This window comes from Pseudomonas paraversuta (assembly GCF_904067025.1).
Classification (GTDB): Bacteria; Pseudomonadota; Gammaproteobacteria; order Pseudomonadales; family Pseudomonadaceae; genus Aquipseudomonas; species Aquipseudomonas paraversuta.
Window position 1 is genome coordinate 2,549,689 of the sequence record NZ_CAJFDA010000001.1, and the last position, 17,375, is coordinate 2,567,063.

Annotated in this window: 18 protein-coding genes; 11 read left to right on the top strand and 7 right to left on the bottom strand. The window is 59.1% G+C overall.

What is annotated here, in order from left to right; genetic code table 11:
- Positions 1–46 precede the first annotated feature (46 nt).
- Together JQ848_RS11665 and JQ848_RS11670 are read left to right on the top strand one after the other, a co-directional pair.
- Positions 47–382, top strand: coding sequence for an RcnB family protein (locus tag JQ848_RS11665; protein WP_003445489.1), 336 nt, complete (start codon positions 47–49; stop codon positions 380–382).
- Between the two features lie 141 nt (positions 383–523).
- On the top strand, positions 524–1,759 hold the full coding sequence (locus JQ848_RS11670; RefSeq protein WP_010656518.1) for a M20/M25/M40 family metallo-hydrolase: 1,236 nt from the start codon (positions 524–526) through the stop codon (positions 1,757–1,759).
- A gap of 94 nt (positions 1,760–1,853) precedes the next feature.
- Here JQ848_RS11670 and JQ848_RS11675 read toward each other — a convergent pair whose 3' ends face one another.
- The 4 genes from JQ848_RS11675 to JQ848_RS11690 form a co-directional block, all read right to left on the bottom strand.
- Complete coding sequence (locus tag JQ848_RS11675) at positions 1,854–2,354, bottom strand: PaaI family thioesterase (RefSeq protein ID WP_010656517.1); 501 nt, start codon at positions 2,352–2,354, stop codon at positions 1,854–1,856.
- A 204-nt stretch (positions 2,355–2,558) separates the two neighbouring features.
- Positions 2,559–3,740: an acetyl-CoA C-acetyltransferase gene (locus JQ848_RS11680; protein WP_127195408.1), complete on the bottom strand. Its 1,182-nt coding sequence runs from the start codon at positions 3,738–3,740 to the stop codon at positions 2,559–2,561.
- Positions 3,741–3,765: 25 nt separating this feature from the next.
- Complete coding sequence (locus JQ848_RS11685) at positions 3,766–4,425, bottom strand: CoA transferase subunit B (RefSeq protein WP_202210720.1); 660 nt, start codon at positions 4,423–4,425, stop codon at positions 3,766–3,768.
- Positions 4,426–4,462: 37 nt separating this feature from the next.
- The gene (locus JQ848_RS11690) at positions 4,463–5,161 is read right to left on the bottom strand and encodes a CoA transferase subunit A (protein WP_003445501.1); all 699 of its coding nucleotides are present in this window, start codon (positions 5,159–5,161) and stop codon (positions 4,463–4,465) included.
- A 134-nt stretch (positions 5,162–5,295) separates the two neighbouring features.
- On the opposite strand from JQ848_RS11690, the gene JQ848_RS11695 reads away from it, so the two are divergent.
- The 9 genes from JQ848_RS11695 (at position 5,296) to JQ848_RS11735 (ending at position 14,015) form a co-directional block, all read left to right on the top strand.
- Complete coding sequence (locus JQ848_RS11695) at positions 5,296–6,195, top strand: LysR family transcriptional regulator (RefSeq protein ID WP_003445503.1); 900 nt, start codon at positions 5,296–5,298, stop codon at positions 6,193–6,195.
- A gap of 383 nt (positions 6,196–6,578) precedes the next feature.
- Positions 6,579–7,238, top strand: a complete 660-nt coding sequence (locus tag JQ848_RS11700; protein ID WP_161718658.1) for a DUF1120 domain-containing protein — start codon at positions 6,579–6,581, stop codon at positions 7,236–7,238.
- Between the two features lie 468 nt (positions 7,239–7,706).
- Positions 7,707–8,360, top strand: a complete 654-nt coding sequence (locus JQ848_RS11705; RefSeq protein WP_161718660.1) for a DUF1120 domain-containing protein — start codon at positions 7,707–7,709, stop codon at positions 8,358–8,360.
- A gap of 163 nt (positions 8,361–8,523) precedes the next feature.
- A complete protein-coding gene (locus JQ848_RS11710) occupies positions 8,524–9,180 on the top strand; it encodes a DUF1120 domain-containing protein (RefSeq protein ID WP_161718662.1) in 657 nt (218 codons plus the stop codon).
- A gap of 301 nt (positions 9,181–9,481) precedes the next feature.
- Positions 9,482–10,162 carry a fimbria/pilus chaperone family protein gene (locus tag JQ848_RS11715; RefSeq protein WP_160627623.1) on the top strand — a complete coding sequence of 227 codons (681 nt, stop codon included), beginning with the start codon at positions 9,482–9,484 and terminating at the stop codon, positions 10,160–10,162.
- A gap of 33 nt (positions 10,163–10,195) precedes the next feature.
- Positions 10,196–12,766, top strand: coding sequence for a fimbria/pilus outer membrane usher protein (locus tag JQ848_RS11720; RefSeq protein WP_202210721.1), 2,571 nt, complete (start codon positions 10,196–10,198; stop codon positions 12,764–12,766).
- On the top strand, positions 12,767–13,057 hold the full coding sequence (locus JQ848_RS11725; RefSeq protein ID WP_202210722.1) for a DUF1120 domain-containing protein: 291 nt from the start codon (positions 12,767–12,769) through the stop codon (positions 13,055–13,057).
- 12 nt (positions 13,058–13,069) lie between these two features.
- Positions 13,070–13,327: a hypothetical protein gene (locus JQ848_RS11730; RefSeq protein ID WP_202210723.1), complete on the top strand. Its 258-nt coding sequence runs from the start codon at positions 13,070–13,072 to the stop codon at positions 13,325–13,327.
- A 52-nt stretch (positions 13,328–13,379) separates the two neighbouring features.
- The gene (locus JQ848_RS11735) at positions 13,380–14,015 is read left to right on the top strand and encodes a DUF1120 domain-containing protein (RefSeq protein ID WP_161718664.1); all 636 of its coding nucleotides are present in this window, start codon (positions 13,380–13,382) and stop codon (positions 14,013–14,015) included.
- Between the two features lie 80 nt (positions 14,016–14,095).
- On the opposite strand, the gene JQ848_RS11740 is transcribed toward JQ848_RS11735, so the two are convergent.
- The 3 genes from JQ848_RS11740 to JQ848_RS11750 all read right to left on the bottom strand — a co-directional run bounded on the left by JQ848_RS11740 (position 14,096) and on the right by JQ848_RS11750 (position 17,348).
- Positions 14,096–14,965, bottom strand: a complete 870-nt coding sequence (locus JQ848_RS11740; protein WP_003445517.1) for an isocitrate lyase/PEP mutase family protein — start codon at positions 14,963–14,965, stop codon at positions 14,096–14,098.
- A 293-nt stretch (positions 14,966–15,258) separates the two neighbouring features.
- The gene (locus tag JQ848_RS11745; protein ID WP_003445520.1) at positions 15,259–15,714 is read right to left on the bottom strand and encodes a MaoC family dehydratase; all 456 of its coding nucleotides are present in this window, start codon (positions 15,712–15,714) and stop codon (positions 15,259–15,261) included.
- Entirely contained in the window at positions 15,711–17,348 is a 1,638-nt protein-coding gene (locus tag JQ848_RS11750) for an AMP-binding protein (RefSeq protein ID WP_160627630.1), read from the bottom strand. The genes JQ848_RS11745 and JQ848_RS11750 overlap by 4 nt, the downstream gene beginning before the upstream one ends.
- Between the last annotated feature and the right edge of the window lie 27 nt (positions 17,349–17,375).

Consider the following 17,375-nt stretch of genomic DNA (forward strand, 5'->3'; position numbering starts at 1 on the left):
TATAACCCCAAACCGGCGTCTGGCCGGTAACCACAACGAGGTGAACATGCGCAGCATCATTTCTGCATCAATACTGGCCGGTCTTATGTGCGCAGTACCCTTCGCAGCCCAGGCTGGCGATGAAAAGCCCAGTGACTGCAAACCGGGGCAAATCCTGGCGCAGTCCATGGATCTGAGCAGTTGCTATGGCAACGGCGACAAGGCACCGGACCAATACACCCGCGACACGGCCGCGATAAAAAACTGGAAAGCCAAGGGGCTGCCGCAACCCTCGGATACCGAGCAGTGGGTTGAAATCAGCGGGCATTACGTCCTGGTCAATCGGGTCAATTCGGTGATCAAGGAGATACGCAGCAAGGACGCCAAAGTCCTGGCGCAGTAGCTTCCCCACGCGCAAGGTGCTCCCGATGACCCACCCGACCCCACTGGAAAAGTCGGCGAGCACCTGACATCTGTAGCGTCATATGGGTTACAAAGTGCACTTGATAAAAATAATTACCCATGATGGATCGAGGCCTTACCTATGCAGTTGTCCCGCTTTTCCTTCACCGCAGCCACCGTTCTGGCGCTGCTTGTCAGTGCCGCCGTCAACGCCGCCGAGACGGATCCGCAAGCCTTGCTGGCCAAAGCCCGGGCCGAACAGCCTGCTTATCTGGACACCTTGAAAACCCTGGTCGCAGTGGATACCGGGACCGGGACCAAGCCGGGTCTGGACCAGGTCAGCGCGCTGCTGGTCAAGCGCCTGGAGGCTCTGGGGGCCAAGGTCGAGACCAGTCCGGCCAGTCCTTCGGCAGGTGACAATATCGTCGGCACCTTCAAGGGCACAGGTAATAAAGACTTCCTGCTGATGGTGCATTACGACACCGTATTCGGCCCCGGAACCGTGGCCAAAAGGCCGTTTCGCACCGAAGGTGAGCGTGCCTATGGCCCGGGTGTCGCCGATGCCAAGGGCGGAGTGGCAATGATCCTACACGCGGTCAAGTTGTTGCAGGATCAACAGTTCAAGGACTACGGCACCCTGACCATACTGTTTAACCCCGACGAAGAAATGGGCTCTGCCGGGTCGAAAAAAATCATTGCCGAACTTGCCCGTAAACATGACTACGTATTCTCCTACGAGCCACCGGACACAGATGCCGTGACCGTGGCCACCAATGGCATCAACCAGCTCAGTATGGAGGTCAAGGGCAAGTCCTCCCATGCGGGCTCCGCGCCGGAAAAGGGTCGCAATGCCCTGACCGAACTGGCGCATCAGATCGTGCAGCTCAAGGACCTGGGCGACCCGGCCAAAGGCACCACGGTTAACTGGACCATGGCCCGGGCCGGCGACAAGGCCAATATCATCCCCGACCTGGCGAGCGCCCAGGCCGACATGCGCTACTCGGATGTGGGCGAGAGCGACCGGGTTCTGGCCGATGCCAAGCGCATTGCGCAGAACACATTGATCCCGGACACCGAAACTGCGATCACCCTGCACCAGGGCCGGCCGCCGTTGGCGAAGAATGCCGGCTCCGAATCCCTGGCCAGAACGGCGCAACAGCTCTATGGCGAAATTGGTCTGAAGGTTGAACCTATCGCCATGCGTTTCGGCACGGATGCGGGTTATGCCTATGTGCCGGGCAGTGCCAAGCCGGCAGTGCTGGAAACCATGGGCGTGGTCGGTGCAGGTTTACACGCAGAGGACGAATACATCGAACTGAGCAGCATTGCGCCGCGGCTGTACCTGACCGTGGCAATGATCAGGGAGCTCTCCAGATAAACCCGCCCCCCGTCCAACTGCAGGAGCGAGCTTGTTGTAGGAGCTCGCTTGTTGTAGGAGCGAGCTTGCTCGCGAGCCTTTCAGCGAAGAGCTTCTACACGCGGCCATGGGCCTGGGAAGCCAGTTCTGCGGTATCCACGCGCACAAAGATTGAATCACCGACCGCCGTCAGCACATCCCCCGCATAGACCTCGCAGATCACACGGCTTTTGCGTCCCACCTCACCTTCGACTCTCGCCCGCAAGGTCAGGGGCACACCCATCGGGGTCGGTTTGATGAACTTGATCCCCAGATTGCCGGTGACGCAATTGATACGCGGCAGGCTGTCGACCTCACGCTGCTGCGCACGGTAGTGAAAAGCCATCGCGGTCCAGTTCGAATGGCAATCAACCAGCATCGCAATCAAGCCGCCATAGACCAGGTCCGGCCAGCCGCAATATTTGGCATCCGGCAGGTGCTCGGCGATTACATGCACCCCGTCCTCATGCCAGAAACTCTTTACGTGCAGGCCGTGGACATTGCTGGTGCCGCAGCCGAAACAAACCCCTTCAGGGGCCGCGCTGTCTTGCAGGGAACAACCGAGCTGAGTAGTCATTGGGCATTGCTCCTTGATATGTGTCTGCCAGATGCCCTTACGTTAACGTAACCCCCCCGTAGGAGCGAGCTTGCCTCGCGATAGCCTCGAGAGCACCCGACATCCAGACAAAAAAAACGGCGTGACCGAAGTCACGCCGGGGTGTTGCCAGTCAGTGCGCGGATATCGTGGGTCCTTGCCCTGACTGTTTGAACCTGAAGCGCTTCAGCCGCGCTCGATGGCCACGGCCACTCCCTGACCACCACCGATGCACAGGGTAGCGAGGCCTTTTTTGGCGTCGCGCCTGATCATCTCGTGCAACAAGGTCACCAGCACCCGGCAGCCCGAGGCGCCGATCGGATGGCCCAGAGCAATGGCTCCGCCGTTGACATTGACCTTGTCCATGTCCCATTCCAGCTCTTTACCCACCGCCAATGCCTGGGCTGCGAAGGCTTCGTTGGCTTCGATCAGATCCAGCTGGTCGAGGCTCCAGCCAGCCTTGGCCAGACAGCGCCGGGTGGCCGCTACCGGGCCGATGCCCATGATGGCCGGATCAACCCCGGCACCGGCGTAGCCCGAGATCCGCGCCAGTACCGGCAGGCCCAGCGCCCTGGCTTTGTCGGCACTCATCAACATCACGGCGGCGGCCCCGTCATTGATGGTCGAAGAGTTGCCGGCGGTGACGCTGCCGTCTTTCTTGAACGCCGGCTTGAGCAGGCCAAGGGACTGCAGAGTGATGCCTTGACGGGGTTGCTCGTCCACCGCAAACGACAGCGGGTCGCCCTTGCGCTGGGGGATCAGGATCGGCGTGATCTCGTCGGCGAAACGGCCGCACTCGATGGCCGCACAAGCCTTTTGCTGGGACGCGACAGCAAAGGCATCCTGCTGTTCACGGCCGAGCTGGTACTTGTCCACCAGATTCTCGGCAGTTATGCCCATGTGGTAGTCGTTAAAAGCGTCCATCAAGCCGTCGTGGAGCAGGCTGTCGATCATCCTGGCATGACCCATGCGCAAGCCGGTGCGGGCAGCAGGCAGCACGTAGGGGGCCAGGCTCATGTTCTCCATGCCACCGGCAATAATGACCTCTGCATCGCCGCAGCGGATCGCCTGGGCCGCCAGCTGGACCGCCTTGAGACCGGAGCCGCAGAGCTTGTTCAGGGTCATGGCGGGAACGCTGTGGGGCAGGCCGGCGAATATCGACGCCTGGCGCGCGGGGTTTTGCCCGCAACCGGCGCTCAGCACCTGGCCGAGAATCACTTCATCCACCTGATCAGCGTCCAGACCGGTTTTGACCAGCAACTGGCGAATTACCGCGGCGCCCAGTTCGACTGCCGGAATAGTGGCCAGGGCCCCCTGAAAACTGCCTATGGCTGTGCGCGTGGCCGCGACAATGACGACTTCTTGCATCACATTGCTCCTTGAAAAAGCCAGGTCAGGCGAACTGCATTTCTGGTACATGCTCGGGCACGATCAACTTGCCGGCGGTCTTGCGCACAATTTCTTCCACGCTGACCCCGGGGGCACGCTCCTTGAGGATGAACGCACCGTCAGCGATTTCCAGGTAGGCGAGGTCGGTCAGAACCCGCTTGATGCAGCCGGCACCGGTCAACGGCAGGCTGCAACGGGACAGCAGTTTCGACTCGCCGTCCTTGGACGCATGGGTCATTGTGACAATGATATTGTCGGCCCCTGCCACCAGGTCCATCGCGCCGCCCATGCCCTTGACCAGTTTGCCGGGGATCATCCAGGAGGCGATATTGCCCTGCACGTCCACTTCAAAGGCGCCGAGCACGGTCAGGTCGATGTGACCGCCGCGAATCATGGCGAAGGATTCTGCCGAAGAGAAAATCGAAGCCCCGGTGCGGGCAGTAACTGTCTGTTTGCCGGCATTGATCATGTCGGCGTCAGCTTGCCCTTTTTGCGGGAATGCACCCATGCCGAGCAGGCCGTTTTCTGATTGCAGCATGACTTCCATGCCTTCGGGGATGTAGTTGGCCACCAGGGTCGGAATGCCGATGCCGAGGTTCACATAGAAGCCGTCCTGCATTTCGCGGGCGACGCGCTGGGCCATTTGTTCGCGGGTAAGAGCCATTATTGTTCTCCGTGGAGCCAGGGCTGAGGGCAGGGGATCAGGAACGTTCGGTGAGTTGCTCGATGCGTTTCTCGAACGTGCCGCAAATGATCCGGTCGACGTAGATGCCAGGGGTATGGATCTGTGTCGGGTCCAGCTCGCCGGGCTCGACGATCTCTTCAACTTCGACCACGGTGATCTTGCCCGCGGTGGCGGCCAGCGGATTGAAGTTTTGCGCGGTGTGGCGGTAGATCACGTTGCCAAAATGGTCAGCCTTCCAGCCTTTGACAATGGCGAAGTCGCCGGTGATCGACTCTTCCATCAGGTAGGCGCGGCCCTTGAATTCGCGGATTTCCTTGCCGTCGGCCACAGGCGTGCCTACACCGGTAGCGGTAAAGAACGCAGGAATACCGGCGCCACCGGCACGCATCTTCTCGGCAAGAGTGCCCTGGGGGGTCAGTACCACTTCGATTTCGCCATCCAGCAACTGCTTCTCAAACAGGGCGTTTTCACCCACGTAGGAGGCGATCACTTTGCTGACCTGGCGGTCTTGCAGTAATACCCCCAGACCAAACCCGTCAACCCCGCAGTTGTTCGAGACCACCGTCAGGTCGCGAGTGCCCTTGCGCTTGATCTCGTTGATCAGGTTTTCCGGAATACCGCACAGGCCAAAGCCCCCGGCGATCACGGTCATGCCATCTTCGAGTCCGGCCAGGGCCTCCTCGTAGGACGCCACACGTTTGTCGAAACCTGCCATAGACACCTCTTTTATTGTTAGTGGTGGGTGGTTAGCCAATGGCAGCGAGTGTCACTCCGGGCAATTGATTTGTTAAATTGTTTTTTAAGGTTTATTAATTGGCAAAGTAAATCAATGACTCCAGGGTGCAGCCCATGACCGTAAAACAGATGCGTGCCTTCCTCGCCGTGGCCCAGAGCCTGAGCTTCGCCGTGGCCTGCGAACGCCTGCATTTGTCGCAGTCGGCGCTGAGCCTGACTATCAAGGCGCTGGAGGAGGGGCTGGGAGGGCGCCTGTTCAGCCGTACCACACGGCATGTGGCCCTGACCCCCGAAGGTGAGTCGCTGTTGCCGCTGGCCCGACGGCTGATTGCCGAGTGGGACAATGCCGAGGACGAGATGCGCCAGCGCTTCACCCTGCAGCGGGGGCGGGTAACCCTGGCAGCGATACCTTCGTTTTCGGGCAATCTGCTGCCGCGTATCCTCAAGAACTTTCGTACCCGCCACCCCCGGCTCAACGTCACGGTCAACGACGTGATCAACGAACAGGTGCTGGAGATGGTGCGTGACCGCCAGGTGGAGCTGGGGGTGGCTTTCAAGCCGGGCCCGGGGTCAGCGCTGACCTTTACCCCGCTGTATATGGACCGGTTTGTCGCAATAGTGCCCAGTGATTCGCAGTGGGCCGGGCGTTTGCTGATTGATTGGCAAACCCTGCTGGAACAGCCCTTCATCACACTGCAGCGACCCTCTGCCGTACGGGTGATGCTCGAAGAGCATTTGCAGGCCCGGCAGATGAAATTGCCGGTGGAATTTGAAAGTCATCAACTGGCTACGGTCGGACGCATGGTCGCCAGCGGGCTGGGAGTCAGTGCAGTTCCGGCACTGTGCGCCGAACAGATGCGCGAGCTCGGCGCCCGTTGCATCACCTTGCATGAACCCGTGATAGAACGGGCCATGGGCATCCTGACCAAACCCGGCCATGAGTTGTCGGCAGCGGCCCAGGCGATGTTTGACAGTTTGCTCGGCGAGAAACTTGGCGAACGGTTTTGCGACTAAGGTTCGGGTAGACCCTGGCAGCGGCTGTGTAATCTTTGGTTACATCATTAAGATGTTCTTAGTCATTGCCAGCTATTCCTAAACATCTTGCAGCACTGATTCAGTGCATGAACTTGAATGCCTCAGTGATAGTGGCAAAAAACTTAACCTGTCGCATCTGACAACTAACGCACTGCGCGCAACTTGACCCTAGGACTCCTACAGATACCTCGGGCCATTATTAAGAACAGTCCTATCTTGTGATGCATCAAATACCCATATGCCTTGTTTGAGTCGGCTGCCGAACGTACCGCCTGTATTATTTAATAAAGTGATTGAGTAAGATGCCGCCGCTGCACTCAATAAACTGCGCTCCCGCGGCGCTTACTATGGAAGTTACTTATATGTTGTCTTTGAAAAAAACCTTGCTCGTTACTTGCCTGTTGGCAGTTTCTGGAAGTGCACTGGCCGCCAACAAGGCCGACCTGCTTGTGATCGGCAAGATCGTTCCCGCCGGCTGTGACGTAACCATCGGCACGGGTGCACCTCTGGACCTGGGCGATATCCATGTCGCCGATCTGAACCCCGATCCTGATAAACCAACTTCACTGGCCAACCGCAGCGTTCCTTATAGCCTCACCTGCACCGGCCCCGTGGCCATCAGCACTAGCTGGATCGACAACAATGAAGCCCACGGCACCGCCCCCGCGGGGAGCCATAACCTCTTCAGCCTGGGCAAAGATGCGGCTGACGCCCCAATTGGCCACTTGTGGATCCAGCACGGTGCTGGCGCAAGCGTAGCGGTAACCGGCAATGGCGCTGAAACCCATGCCAATGTCATCACCAGTGTCGACGGTATTGTCTGGGTTGATGCGGGCTACGGTCAGGCCAGTAAGCGTCTGGTGAACTCCTTTGCCCCAGTGGGGGAAATGACACCCACTGCCTACAGCACCTATAGCGGAAGATTCACACTCAAGCCGCAAATTGCGCCGACCAGTACCCTGGACCTTAACAATGCGCTGACCATTGATGCCAGTGCCACCATGGAAGTGACTTACCTGTAACTGTAGTTTTGCCCCTGTCACGCCGAATATTATTCGGCGTGACAGTACGATTGTACTACGGGCAATATGCAAGAGCGCTGGGGAACAGTAGCGACCAAACTCAGGGTGGTACTTTTTAGAAAGGGGTGGGCCTATTCATAACTGCCGAACCCATGATTGACTTATAACGCCGCAAGTATGCGCTACATAAAAAATCCACTATCTAAAGGCTGGCACTGTCGTGAACGATGTATTGCTTCGACCCCCGATTTTTTTGCCAGAGAAAACGCCAGTAAACAAGGTGGGTTTAAATCCACACCTATAACTGAATATGAGCCGAAAATAGGAATACTCCTAATTGCTTGCGCCCTAGGAGTATTCCTATTTTAAGTTTTGCAACAGGTCGTCAGAGTGCTGGCCGCCGTAACTGGCCTGCTCTGAAAGCATTGAATCGAGCAGTTTTATTCATCAAGACATAGACGAACCATTATGAATATTAAAAAAACTTTGCTTGCAACCTGTCTTCTGGCTGCTTCGGCCAATGCATTGGCCGCGACCACTGCCGACCTGAAAGTTACCGGTAAGGTGGTACCTGCCAGCTGCGACGTGACCATCGGCACCGGAGCCCCCCTGGATCTGGGTGACATTCTGATCAGCGCACTCAATCCAGACCCCGATAAGCCAACCGCACTGACCGTTCCTACGGTTCCTTACAACATCACCTGTACCGGACCGGTCGCCATCAGCACCAGCTGGGTTGATAACCAGGAAGCCGACGGTACCTCAGCACCTAGTCCCAACTATTTCAGCCTGGGCAAAGATGCGTCTGACACCCCTATTGGCCACCTTTGGATCCAGCACGGTGCTGGCGGAAGCGTTGCAGTGACGGGTAATGGCACAGAGACCCATGCCAATGTCATTACCAGTGCCGACGGCATTACCTGGGCTAACTCATCCTACGGTCAGGCCAGCAAAACCCACATCAACTCCTTTGCTCCAGTGGGGGCATCAACGCCGGCTGCCTACACCACCTATAGCGGCCGCTTCACACTCAAACCGTCGATAGCCCCCGTGAACGATCTGGACCTGAGTACCTCGCTGAACATCAATGCCAACGCCACCATGGAACTCAGCTACCTGTAATGGTTGACCGTGCACCGGATCCACTCCGGCGCATGCAGACGCAATGCTCGTTCGGTTACTTGTGGCTACAGCACGGCGGTGGCGCAAGCGTAGCGGTAACCGGCAGTGGTGCTGAAACCATTGAATCGAGCAGTTTTACCCATCAAGACATAGAGGAACTATTATGAATATTAAACAAACTTTGCTTGCAACCTGTCTTCTGGCTGCTTCGGCCAATGCATTGGCCGCGACCACTGCCGACCTGAAAATTACCGGTAAGGTGGTGCCTGCCAGCTGCGACGTGACCATCGGCACCGGAGCCCCCCTGAATCTGGGTGACATTCAGGTCAGCGCACTCGAAAGCGACCCTACCAAGCCAACCCCAATGCCCAACGCTACTCTTCCATACAACATCACCTGTACCGGACCGGTCGCCATCAGCACCAGCTGGGTTGATAACCAGGAAGCCGACGGTACCTACCCTGCGGCTGGCCACAACCTGTTCAGCCTGGGCAAAGATGCGGCTGACGCCCCTATTGGCCACCTTTGGATCCAGCACGGTGGTGGCGCAAGCGTTGTAGTGACGGGTAATGGTACGGAAACCCATGCCAATGTCCTTGCCAGTAACGACGGTATTACCTGGGTTGACGCACAGTACGGTCAGATCAGCAAAATCGCGATGAACTCCTTTGCTCCAGTGGGGGCAACAACGCCGGCTGCCTACACCACCTATAGCGGCACCTTCACACTCAAGCCGCAAATTGCCCCTGTGGACACGCTGGACCTGAGTACTTCGCTGAACATCAATGCCAACGCCACCATGGAGCTGAACTACCTGTAACTGTTGCCCCGCACCGGATTCGCACCGGTGCAGGCAGACGCAATGCGCGTTCGGCGTGGGCCATTCAGGCCACCTGAACACATTGCCGTGTAACAGCGCTCAACAAGGTGCCTCCGGGCGGGGCACCTTTTCATTGTTGCCGAATCGCCAATAGTCGTCCTCACGCTTTTCTGCGGATCTTTATCCCGGGCCCAACGGCGCAAGAGCGCGAGTGACTGAACCCTTAAACATTTCCCGGACTCCTTGAAGTTCGCCAAAGGTCGTGCCCATGTTTTTATTTCGCCTACAGAGCCCCAGATGCTTGCTCAGCTTTTTTATCCTGGCCCTGGCCAGTTGGTTGCCGCCAGTCCAGGCCGCCGGCATGGTCCCCGACACCACCGTCGTGATTGTCCAGGTGGCTGACGGCGAAGGCCGGATCAATGTCACCAATACCGATGCCCAGGCCGCACTGCTGCATAGCTCTCTGCAAAACATTGCCGAAGACAAGGAAACCCTGCTGGTGGTAACGCCGCCCCTGACCCGCGTCGAACCGGGGCAAAAACAGCTGGTGCGTTTTATCCTGCAGGCGCGCACGCCGGTCACCACCCAGCGTCTGAAGCGCGTGATATTCGAAGGCATCCCGCAAAAGAAAACCGACGCCAAATCCACGGTCACCATGAACGTACGCCAGAACCTGCCGGTGATTATCCATCCCGAAGGTTTGCCCATGAAAAACGATCCCTGGGTACTGCTCAAGTGGACCCGCTCCGGCAATACCCTGACGGTGAATAACGACAGCCCGTATGTGGTGCGCCTGACCAAGCAACTGACCCTGCTGCCAGGCAAGACCGCGGCTGAACTGCCCAATAACTACATTTTGCCGGGCCAGACCCTCAGCGTGAAACTCCCCGAGCAGAGCCCTGAATCGCTGACTTCGGTGCAATTCACCCCGGCCAGTATTTACGGATTTGCCGTCAACGCATTTACCGCCCCCCTGAACTGATCCTCTGTTTTTAGTATGTCAAGGATGTCCTGGATGATTTTGAAGCCCATGGCAGCGCGTGTCTGTGGCGCGCTGTTTCGCCACCTGAGACCTTCGAGCCTGCTGGCCCCTTTGGCCTTGCTGAGTGTTGAGGCACTTGCCAAGCAAACCGACAGTGCCCATACCCGTCTTGAGCGTGCCGAGCTGCTGGCGCAATTTGATGTGCAAATGCTCAAGCACCGGGGCATCGACCCGGCTGTGGCACAGTATTTTGCCGCCGCACCGCGATTCGGCTCTGGCAATCGACGGGTAGAGTTATGGGTCAACGGTAACCCCCGCGGCCAGGTCGAAGCCCGCTTCGATGATGAAGGCCAGTTGTGCTTCAACCGTGGGTTGCTGGATCAGGCGGGATTGAAAATCCCCAAGGCGCAATGGCAGATAAACCCGGGGCAAAGTCCGGATATCCAGGCTATTTGCTACGACTTTGCCGGCGCCTGGCCGCAAACCGAAGTCGAATTGTTACCCAACAGCCAGCAAGTGCGGCTGGTGGTGAGTCACGATGCCCTGCGCCCGGAGGCGGTGGACCGTGGCATCTACCAGAGCGGCGGTGCCGGGGCGCTGATCAATTATGAACTGCAGACCTTTACCTCGCAGTCCGGCAGTTACTCCAGCAATTATCATTCGGCCAATACCGAGCTGGGTTTTAACCTGGGTGACTGGATAGTGCGCAGCAGCCAGTCGTTTACCGCCAATGATAACGGCAATGACTTCCAGACCCTCTACACCTACGGCCAGACCACCTTTGTCGAACAGGCCCGCACCCTGCAAGTGGGCGAGATCAATATCAGTGATTCGGTGGTGGCCGGTGCGCCCATCACCGGCTTGCAACTGGTGCCCGAGTCGGCCCTGAAAAGCGGTAGCCAGGGCGCCACGGTTGACGGCATCGCGCAAAGCCAGGCCCGGGTCGAAGTGCGCCAGGCCGGTGCATTGCTCTACACCACGGTAGTGCCGGCCGGGCCGTTCAGACTGTCGGATATCCGTTTGCTCAACAGCAACACGGATCTTGATGTGCGGGTGATCGAAGCCGATGGTCAGGAGCAGCGCTTTACGGTGGCCGCCGCATCGCTGATTCGCACCTCGTTGTCGACCCCGGGAATGTCCCTTGCCGTGGGCAAGCTGCGTACCTTCGACAGCAGCAGTGGCGGGGCCAAACCCCTGATTGCCACGGCCAGCGACGGCTGGCTGCTGGGTTCCAGCAACAAAATTTCTGCCGGCGCCATGTTGGCCGACAACAATTATCAGGCCCTGGCACTGGAGCTGGATTCAGTGCTCAGCCCCACCACGGCACTGACGGTGCGCACCGTGGCGTCCAAGGCGCCGAAGGTCAAGGGCGCAGGCGGGCAGGTCAGTGCCAGCCTCAGTACCCGTGTCAGCGAAAAAATCAGCGTCAACCTCAACACCACCCAGCAAAGCCAGGGCTACCGTGACCTGCTGGACACCACTAACCGGTATAACGAGTACGACTCCAGCGGGCTGGCCCGCTCCCAGTACGGCGTATCGGCCGCCTGGAGCGATCCGGTGCTGGGCAGTTTCAGCAGCACCTGGTCGACCTCCCGCACGTTTGCCGGGCACAGCTCCGAGTACCTGAGCGCCAGCTGGAGCAAGTCATTCCCGCGTTTCAGCGTTAACGCCAGTGTGGAAAAGACCACCCGCAACCTGAACCGCAAGGAGCAGACCCGGCGCTCACGCAATGAAGGGCCACAAACGGCACTCTACTTGTCGGTCAGCGTGCCCCTGGGCAGCGGCCGCAGCACCCGGGCCTACGCCAGCCAGCGTTCGGATCGCACCCGCTACGGTGCCAGCTTCAATGACAGCAGTTTTGAACGGTTCAATTACAACCTGGCAGTGGAGCGCGAAGTGGAAAACGTCAGCCAGCAGTTATCTGCCAACGCCAGCCTGCTGACCCCTTATGCCCAGACCTCAGCCGGGGTTTCCACCAGCGACGACAGCCGCAGCTATAACCTGCGGGCCAGCGGCGGGGTAGTGGTGCATGAGCAGGGTGTGACGCTGTCGCCGTATCCGGTGCGCGACAGCTTTGCCATTGCCTCGGTAGGGGATGTTGCGGGGATCAAGTTGCAGACCCCGAGCGGTCCGGTGTGGACCGATGGCGCGGGGCGTGCGGTGATCGCCAGCCTTAACCCGTACAGCTCGACCAGGGTGGAAGTGGAAACCAAGGATCTGCCACGCAACATCGATATCCGCAATGGCCACCAGATGCTCTCTGCGGCCCGTGGTTCGGTACACCGGATGGATTTTGAAGTGCTCAAGAGCCGGCGGGTACTGTTGACGGTAATGGATGCCAAGGGCGGTGTTCCGGCCAAGGGCGCCAGTGTCGTGGATGCCAATGGCGGCTTTGTCACCAGCGTCATCGATGACGGCCAGGTGTACCTGAACCACCTGGAACATGCCACACCGCTGCGCATTGAGCACAGCGACGATCAGTCCTGCGAGTTGAGCTTCGAGGTCCCCGAGGAGCAAGACCTGGAAAGCTATTTCGAAACCCTCAATGCCAGCTGTACCTCTGAGCCACAAGCCATGCTGGCCGCCAATGGGAGAACCCTGTAAATGACTATTCCAGACCCTCGCCGCAAGCTGCTCCCGGTCTCATTACTGTTGCTCCTGTTGGGGTGCAGCCCGCACTTGCTGGCCAGCGATTGCGAAATCACCTTGAGCAGCCAGCATCTCGATTACGGCCCTCAGCAACACCCGTCCGGTGCCGTAACGCCGCAGGCCAGGCACCTTCTGGACCGGCGCGAGGTGCGCCTGAACGCCAATTGCCTGGCAGATTCGGCCATCGAGTTGAGCCTGCACGGGCCCGTGCAATCGAACCGGATGAAGTTCAGTGATCAAGGCTAGGTCAGCATTCAAATGAGCCGGGCGCAACTGGATGGCCGCCCGGTCGGCCTGGCCAGGCTGAGTGATCTGGGGGCTACGGGGGTCGGTCTGGAGAGTCTGGCGAGCGCACCGGGCGATATCATCGTTCCGGTCGAAGGCGGCCTTCCGGCACGCGGCAAGAGCCTGGTGCTGAGCCTGGAAATTGTGCCGGAGCTGCCGTTGAGTGACATGCGCTCGCGGGATGCCAAAACCCACGAGGGGCAGTTGCGCATCGACGTCAGCGCAACATGAGCCGCCATGCTTATGCCCCTTGGCCTCATCAAATTTTGCAACAGGTGATTTTATGCGTCCCTTAACTAGCTTGCTCCTGCTGTTGTTGGTTGTTGCGGGCACTGCACAGAGTGCCTCCAGCGTAGACCTGAGTATTAGCGCCACCACTCACCCGGCGGCCTGTGATATCCGTCTGGAGAATGGCGGTCACGTTGACTACGGGGTGCTGCAGCGCAGTGACCTGAACGCCGATAGCAGCCGTGAAACCCTGTTGCCGGCCAGGAACCTGGGCTGGTCGATCAGTTGCGGGTATGCGGTGCCGGTTGGCCTGCAATGGACCGACAACCACGCCGCCTATGGCAGCCTGCCTGTGGGCACGCAGTATTTCAGCATGGGCAAGGATGGCCGGGGTGCGCCGATTGGCAGCCTGGAGATCCTCTACGGTGATGCCACTGTGGCTGACGGGCAAACCGTATCAGCCATCTCCAGGCAGACAGGAGGTACCACCTGGATACCCAACCTCACTGGTATCGTCGACAACCGTTTCGTACTGGCATTTGCCGCTCCCGGAACCGGCACCCTCGGGGCATTTGCCAGTTACTCCGGACAGTTGCTGCTGAGCACGCGCATTGCGCCGCTCGATACTCTGGACCAGACCCGGGTGATCCAGCTGGACGCCAGCGCAACGGTGGAGATCATCTACCTGTAGGCCATTGGCCGGTCAGCAGTACAAGACCGGCCGAAGCGTGAGCGGGTGGTTACTGGTTGGCGTAGCGAGGCGAGCACTGATCACTCTTGTACATCCATGAACTCCTTGGCCCAGGCCACATAGTTTTCCGGCAGCGTATAGGTGTGGGTCAATTCTGTGGCGCTCAGATTGGAGGTGCTGTGGGTCAGCTGGCGCTGGGCCCGCAGGCTGTCGTAGGTGGCCTTGATGGCGGCAAAGTAGGCTGCATGTCCGGCCACCACCACGCGTACGCCCAGACTTGCCAGGCGCTGGCTGTCATTGAGCTCGGGGTTGCCGTAAGTCACCAGCATCAAGGGCACGCTGAGTTTTTCCGATATCTGCTCAAGGTGCTCGAAGTCCTTGATGCCGACGATGCAGATACCATCGGCACCGGCTTTCTCGTAGGCCAGGGTGCGTTCGATGATGGCACTGGTTGGCAACACCCCGGCATTGGTCCGGGCAATGATTGAGAGACCGGGATCGACACGGGCTTCCAGGGCGGCCTTGACCTTGCCAATGCCTTCCTCGATGGAAATCAGGTCAGTGGATTTGCGCGCGAACTGGGCGGGCAGCAGGGTGTCTTCAATGGTCAGCGCCGCAACCCCGGCGCGCTCCAGTTCTTCGACGGTGCGCATCACATTCAGGGCATTGCCATAGCCATGGTCGGCATCGGCTATGAAGGGCAGCTGGGCCACGCGGCCGATGCGGGTGGCCTGTTCAACGAACTCACTCAGGGTGATCAACGCAAAATCGGGGGCTGCCAGTACCTGCAGCGACGCTACCGAGCCGCCCAGGATGCCGACCTCAAAACCAAGATCGGCAGCGATGCGGGCGGACATGGGGTCGAAAACAGAAGCAGTTTCGACGCACATTGGCGTGGCCAGCAGTTCACGAAAATTGCGACGAAGATCTGAGTGGGAAATTTTGGACATGTTCTTTCCTGGTTCTGGCCATCGTCAAAATACGATCAATGCCCGCTGTTCATAGTGCGGCAAGACTATCACGCAAGAAAACCGGGGATCATGACGTTTAAGCATGGGGTATGCGCCAGGCGCAGGCTTTGCTCCTGGCAAGTGTAGGAGCGAGCTTGCCTCGCGATGGCGCAATGTCCTTGCCGGATGAAATAACTGACACACCGCTATCGCTGGCAAGCCAGCTCCCACAGGGTTTAAGCGGCATATCGGCATGCAACAAGCGCAGCGAGCCTGACCATTGATCTGTAGTGTCAGCGTGCATCCATCACTGCCCGGTTACTGAGCAGGATCTTGCCGCTGGCCTCGGCGATCTGCTCGCCGCGCTGGTTGCTGCACAGGCCGGTGAGTACGGCAATGCCGCCGTTGCTCCTGGGTTTGTTCAGGGTTTCGGTGATGGTCCATTGCACCCTCAGAGTGTCCCCGGCAAACACCGGGGCGACGAACCGGCAATTATGTTCAAGGTAAGCCACGGCTGTGCCGTAGAAGTACATGCCGATGGAGGCCGACATAAAGGCGCCGGTCATGGGCCCGTGCAGGATTGGCCGGCCGAAACGGCTGGCGGCGCAGAATTCGGCATCGCTGTGCAACGGGTTGAAGTCGCCAAACATGCCGCAGGCACGACTGATATGGGAGGCGTCGATGGTCAGCGACTGGCCAAAGGTCTCACCCTCGGTGATTTCGTCGAATGCTTTTCCTACAAAGTTCATACATCAAGCTCCATGGCTGTTCGGTGCTCTTCGCGTTCGCGCAGGGCCTTGCGAATGATTTTGCCGGTGGTGGTCATCGGCAGTTCGTCGAGGAACTCGATTTCCCGGGGGTATTCGTGGGCCGCCAGCTGGGCCCGGACATGGGCCTGCAGTTGCCCTATGGTCTCGGCGCTGGCGGCATAGCCGGCATTGAGGACCACAAATGCCTTCACCACTTCAGTGCGAATCGGGTCTTTCTTGCCGATAGCCGCAGCCATTTTTACCGCCGGATGCTTGATCAGGCAGTCTTCGATCGGCGTCGGGCCGATGCGATAGCCGGCGCTGGTGATGACGTCATCGTTGCGCCCGAGAAAGAAGATATAGCCGTCTTCATCCATCGAGCCTTTGTCGCCGGTCACCAGCCAGCCGTTGAGGTATTTCTCTTCAGTGGCCGCAGTGTTCTGCCAATAGCGCAGCATCTGGCTGCCGTTGGGCGTCGCCACGGCAATATGCCCCGAGTCCCCGGTCGGTACGACCACCCCGTAGTCGTCGATGATGGCAACGTTGAAACCTTCGACGGCCCGACCTATTGCATGTGGCCGGCAGACACCCAGGGAGGCGCAGGAGGACACCACCAGGTTGCATTCGGTCTGGCCATAGAATTCGTTGATCCGCACCCCCAGTGCCTGATCGCCCCAGGCCAGCAATTCGTCGCCCAGCGACTCGCCGCCGCTGGCAACCGAGCGCAGTGCCAGCTGCCAGCGTTGCTGCGGGTTTTCTACAGGACGCAATAGCTTGAGTGCGGTCGGCGGGAAAAAGACATTTTTGATCTGCAGTTCTTCAATCAGCTCGAACACCTCTTCAGCGACGAACTTTTCGGCACGGTAGGCCACCACCGGTACGCCGTGGTACCAGGCAGGCAACAGTACGTCCAGCAGGCCGCCAATCCATGCCCAGTCAGCCGGGGTCCACATCCGGTCGCCGGGCTGGGGGAAGTCGTCGTGGGAGCTGCGTACCCCCGGCAAGTGGCCGAGCAATACGCGATGGGCATGCAGTGCACCTTTGGGGTGACCGGTAGTGCCGGAGGTATAGATGATCAGGGCCGGGTCTTCAGCGCCGGTGTCGAGGGTCTCGAACTGGTCACTCTGGTCCTTGAGCCGGGCATGATAATCCAGCACCCCGGCCCGCTGCGTGACCGGGTCGATGACATAGCACAGCTTCAAATCGGGGAGACGGGCCCATACCTTTTCAATCTTTTGCAGGCCGCTGTTATCGGTGATAAGCACACCCATTGAACAGTTCGAGGCGCGATGCTCGATGGCATCGCTGCCGAATAGCTTGAACAGCGGAACCGCAATTGCCCCCAGCTTGTACAGGGCAATGTGTGCGGTTCCGGCCTCCAGCCCCTGGGGCAGCATGATCCCGACCCGGTCGCCGGGCTGCACACCTTGTTCGCGCAAGCTGTTGGCCAGGCGGTTGGCTTGCTGTTGCAAGGTCAGGAAACTGTGCTGCTGTACCGAGCCATCGGCGTTTTTCTGAATAATCGCAATGCGCCCGGGTTCGGCGGCCCAGCGGTCGCAACAGGCCCGGGCGATGTTGAAACGCGGGGCCGTCTCCCACTGCGGGTGTCTGACAGCGGCGTGCGGGGTAGTCATGGTCAAATCCTTCTGGTGGTAGGCCTG

Coding starts and splice junctions, on each gene's coding strand:
- JQ848_RS11670 (WP_010656518.1), top strand. CDS start 524: ATGCAGTTGTCCCGCTTTTCCTTCACCGCAGCCACCGTTCTGGCGCTG.
- JQ848_RS11685 (WP_202210720.1), bottom strand. CDS start 4,425: ATGGCTCTTACCCGCGAACAAATGGCCCAGCGCGTCGCCCGCGAAATG.
- JQ848_RS11710 (WP_161718662.1), top strand. CDS start 8,524: ATGAATATTAAACAAACTTTGCTTGCAACCTGTCTTCTGGCTGCTTCG.
- JQ848_RS11690 (WP_003445501.1), bottom strand. CDS start 5,161: ATGGCAGGTTTCGACAAACGTGTGGCGTCCTACGAGGAGGCCCTGGCC.
- JQ848_RS11745 (WP_003445520.1), bottom strand. CDS start 15,714: ATGAACTTTGTAGGAAAAGCATTCGACGAAATCACCGAGGGTGAGACC.
- JQ848_RS11750 (WP_160627630.1), bottom strand. CDS start 17,348: ATGACTACCCCGCACGCCGCTGTCAGACACCCGCAGTGGGAGACGGCC.
- JQ848_RS11720 (WP_202210721.1), top strand. CDS start 10,196: ATGATTTTGAAGCCCATGGCAGCGCGTGTCTGTGGCGCGCTGTTTCGC.
- JQ848_RS11695 (WP_003445503.1), top strand. CDS start 5,296: ATGACCGTAAAACAGATGCGTGCCTTCCTCGCCGTGGCCCAGAGCCTG.
- JQ848_RS11735 (WP_161718664.1), top strand. CDS start 13,380: ATGCGTCCCTTAACTAGCTTGCTCCTGCTGTTGTTGGTTGTTGCGGGC.
- JQ848_RS11705 (WP_161718660.1), top strand. CDS start 7,707: ATGAATATTAAAAAAACTTTGCTTGCAACCTGTCTTCTGGCTGCTTCG.
- JQ848_RS11700 (WP_161718658.1), top strand. CDS start 6,579: ATGTTGTCTTTGAAAAAAACCTTGCTCGTTACTTGCCTGTTGGCAGTT.
- JQ848_RS11725 (WP_202210722.1), top strand. CDS start 12,767: ATGACTATTCCAGACCCTCGCCGCAAGCTGCTCCCGGTCTCATTACTG.
- JQ848_RS11665 (WP_003445489.1), top strand. CDS start 47: ATGCGCAGCATCATTTCTGCATCAATACTGGCCGGTCTTATGTGCGCA.
- JQ848_RS11680 (WP_127195408.1), bottom strand. CDS start 3,740: ATGCAAGAAGTCGTCATTGTCGCGGCCACGCGCACAGCCATAGGCAGT.
- JQ848_RS11740 (WP_003445517.1), bottom strand. CDS start 14,965: ATGTCCAAAATTTCCCACTCAGATCTTCGTCGCAATTTTCGTGAACTG.
- JQ848_RS11730 (WP_202210723.1), top strand. CDS start 13,070: ATGAGCCGGGCGCAACTGGATGGCCGCCCGGTCGGCCTGGCCAGGCTG.
- JQ848_RS11675 (WP_010656517.1), bottom strand. CDS start 2,354: ATGACTACTCAGCTCGGTTGTTCCCTGCAAGACAGCGCGGCCCCTGAA.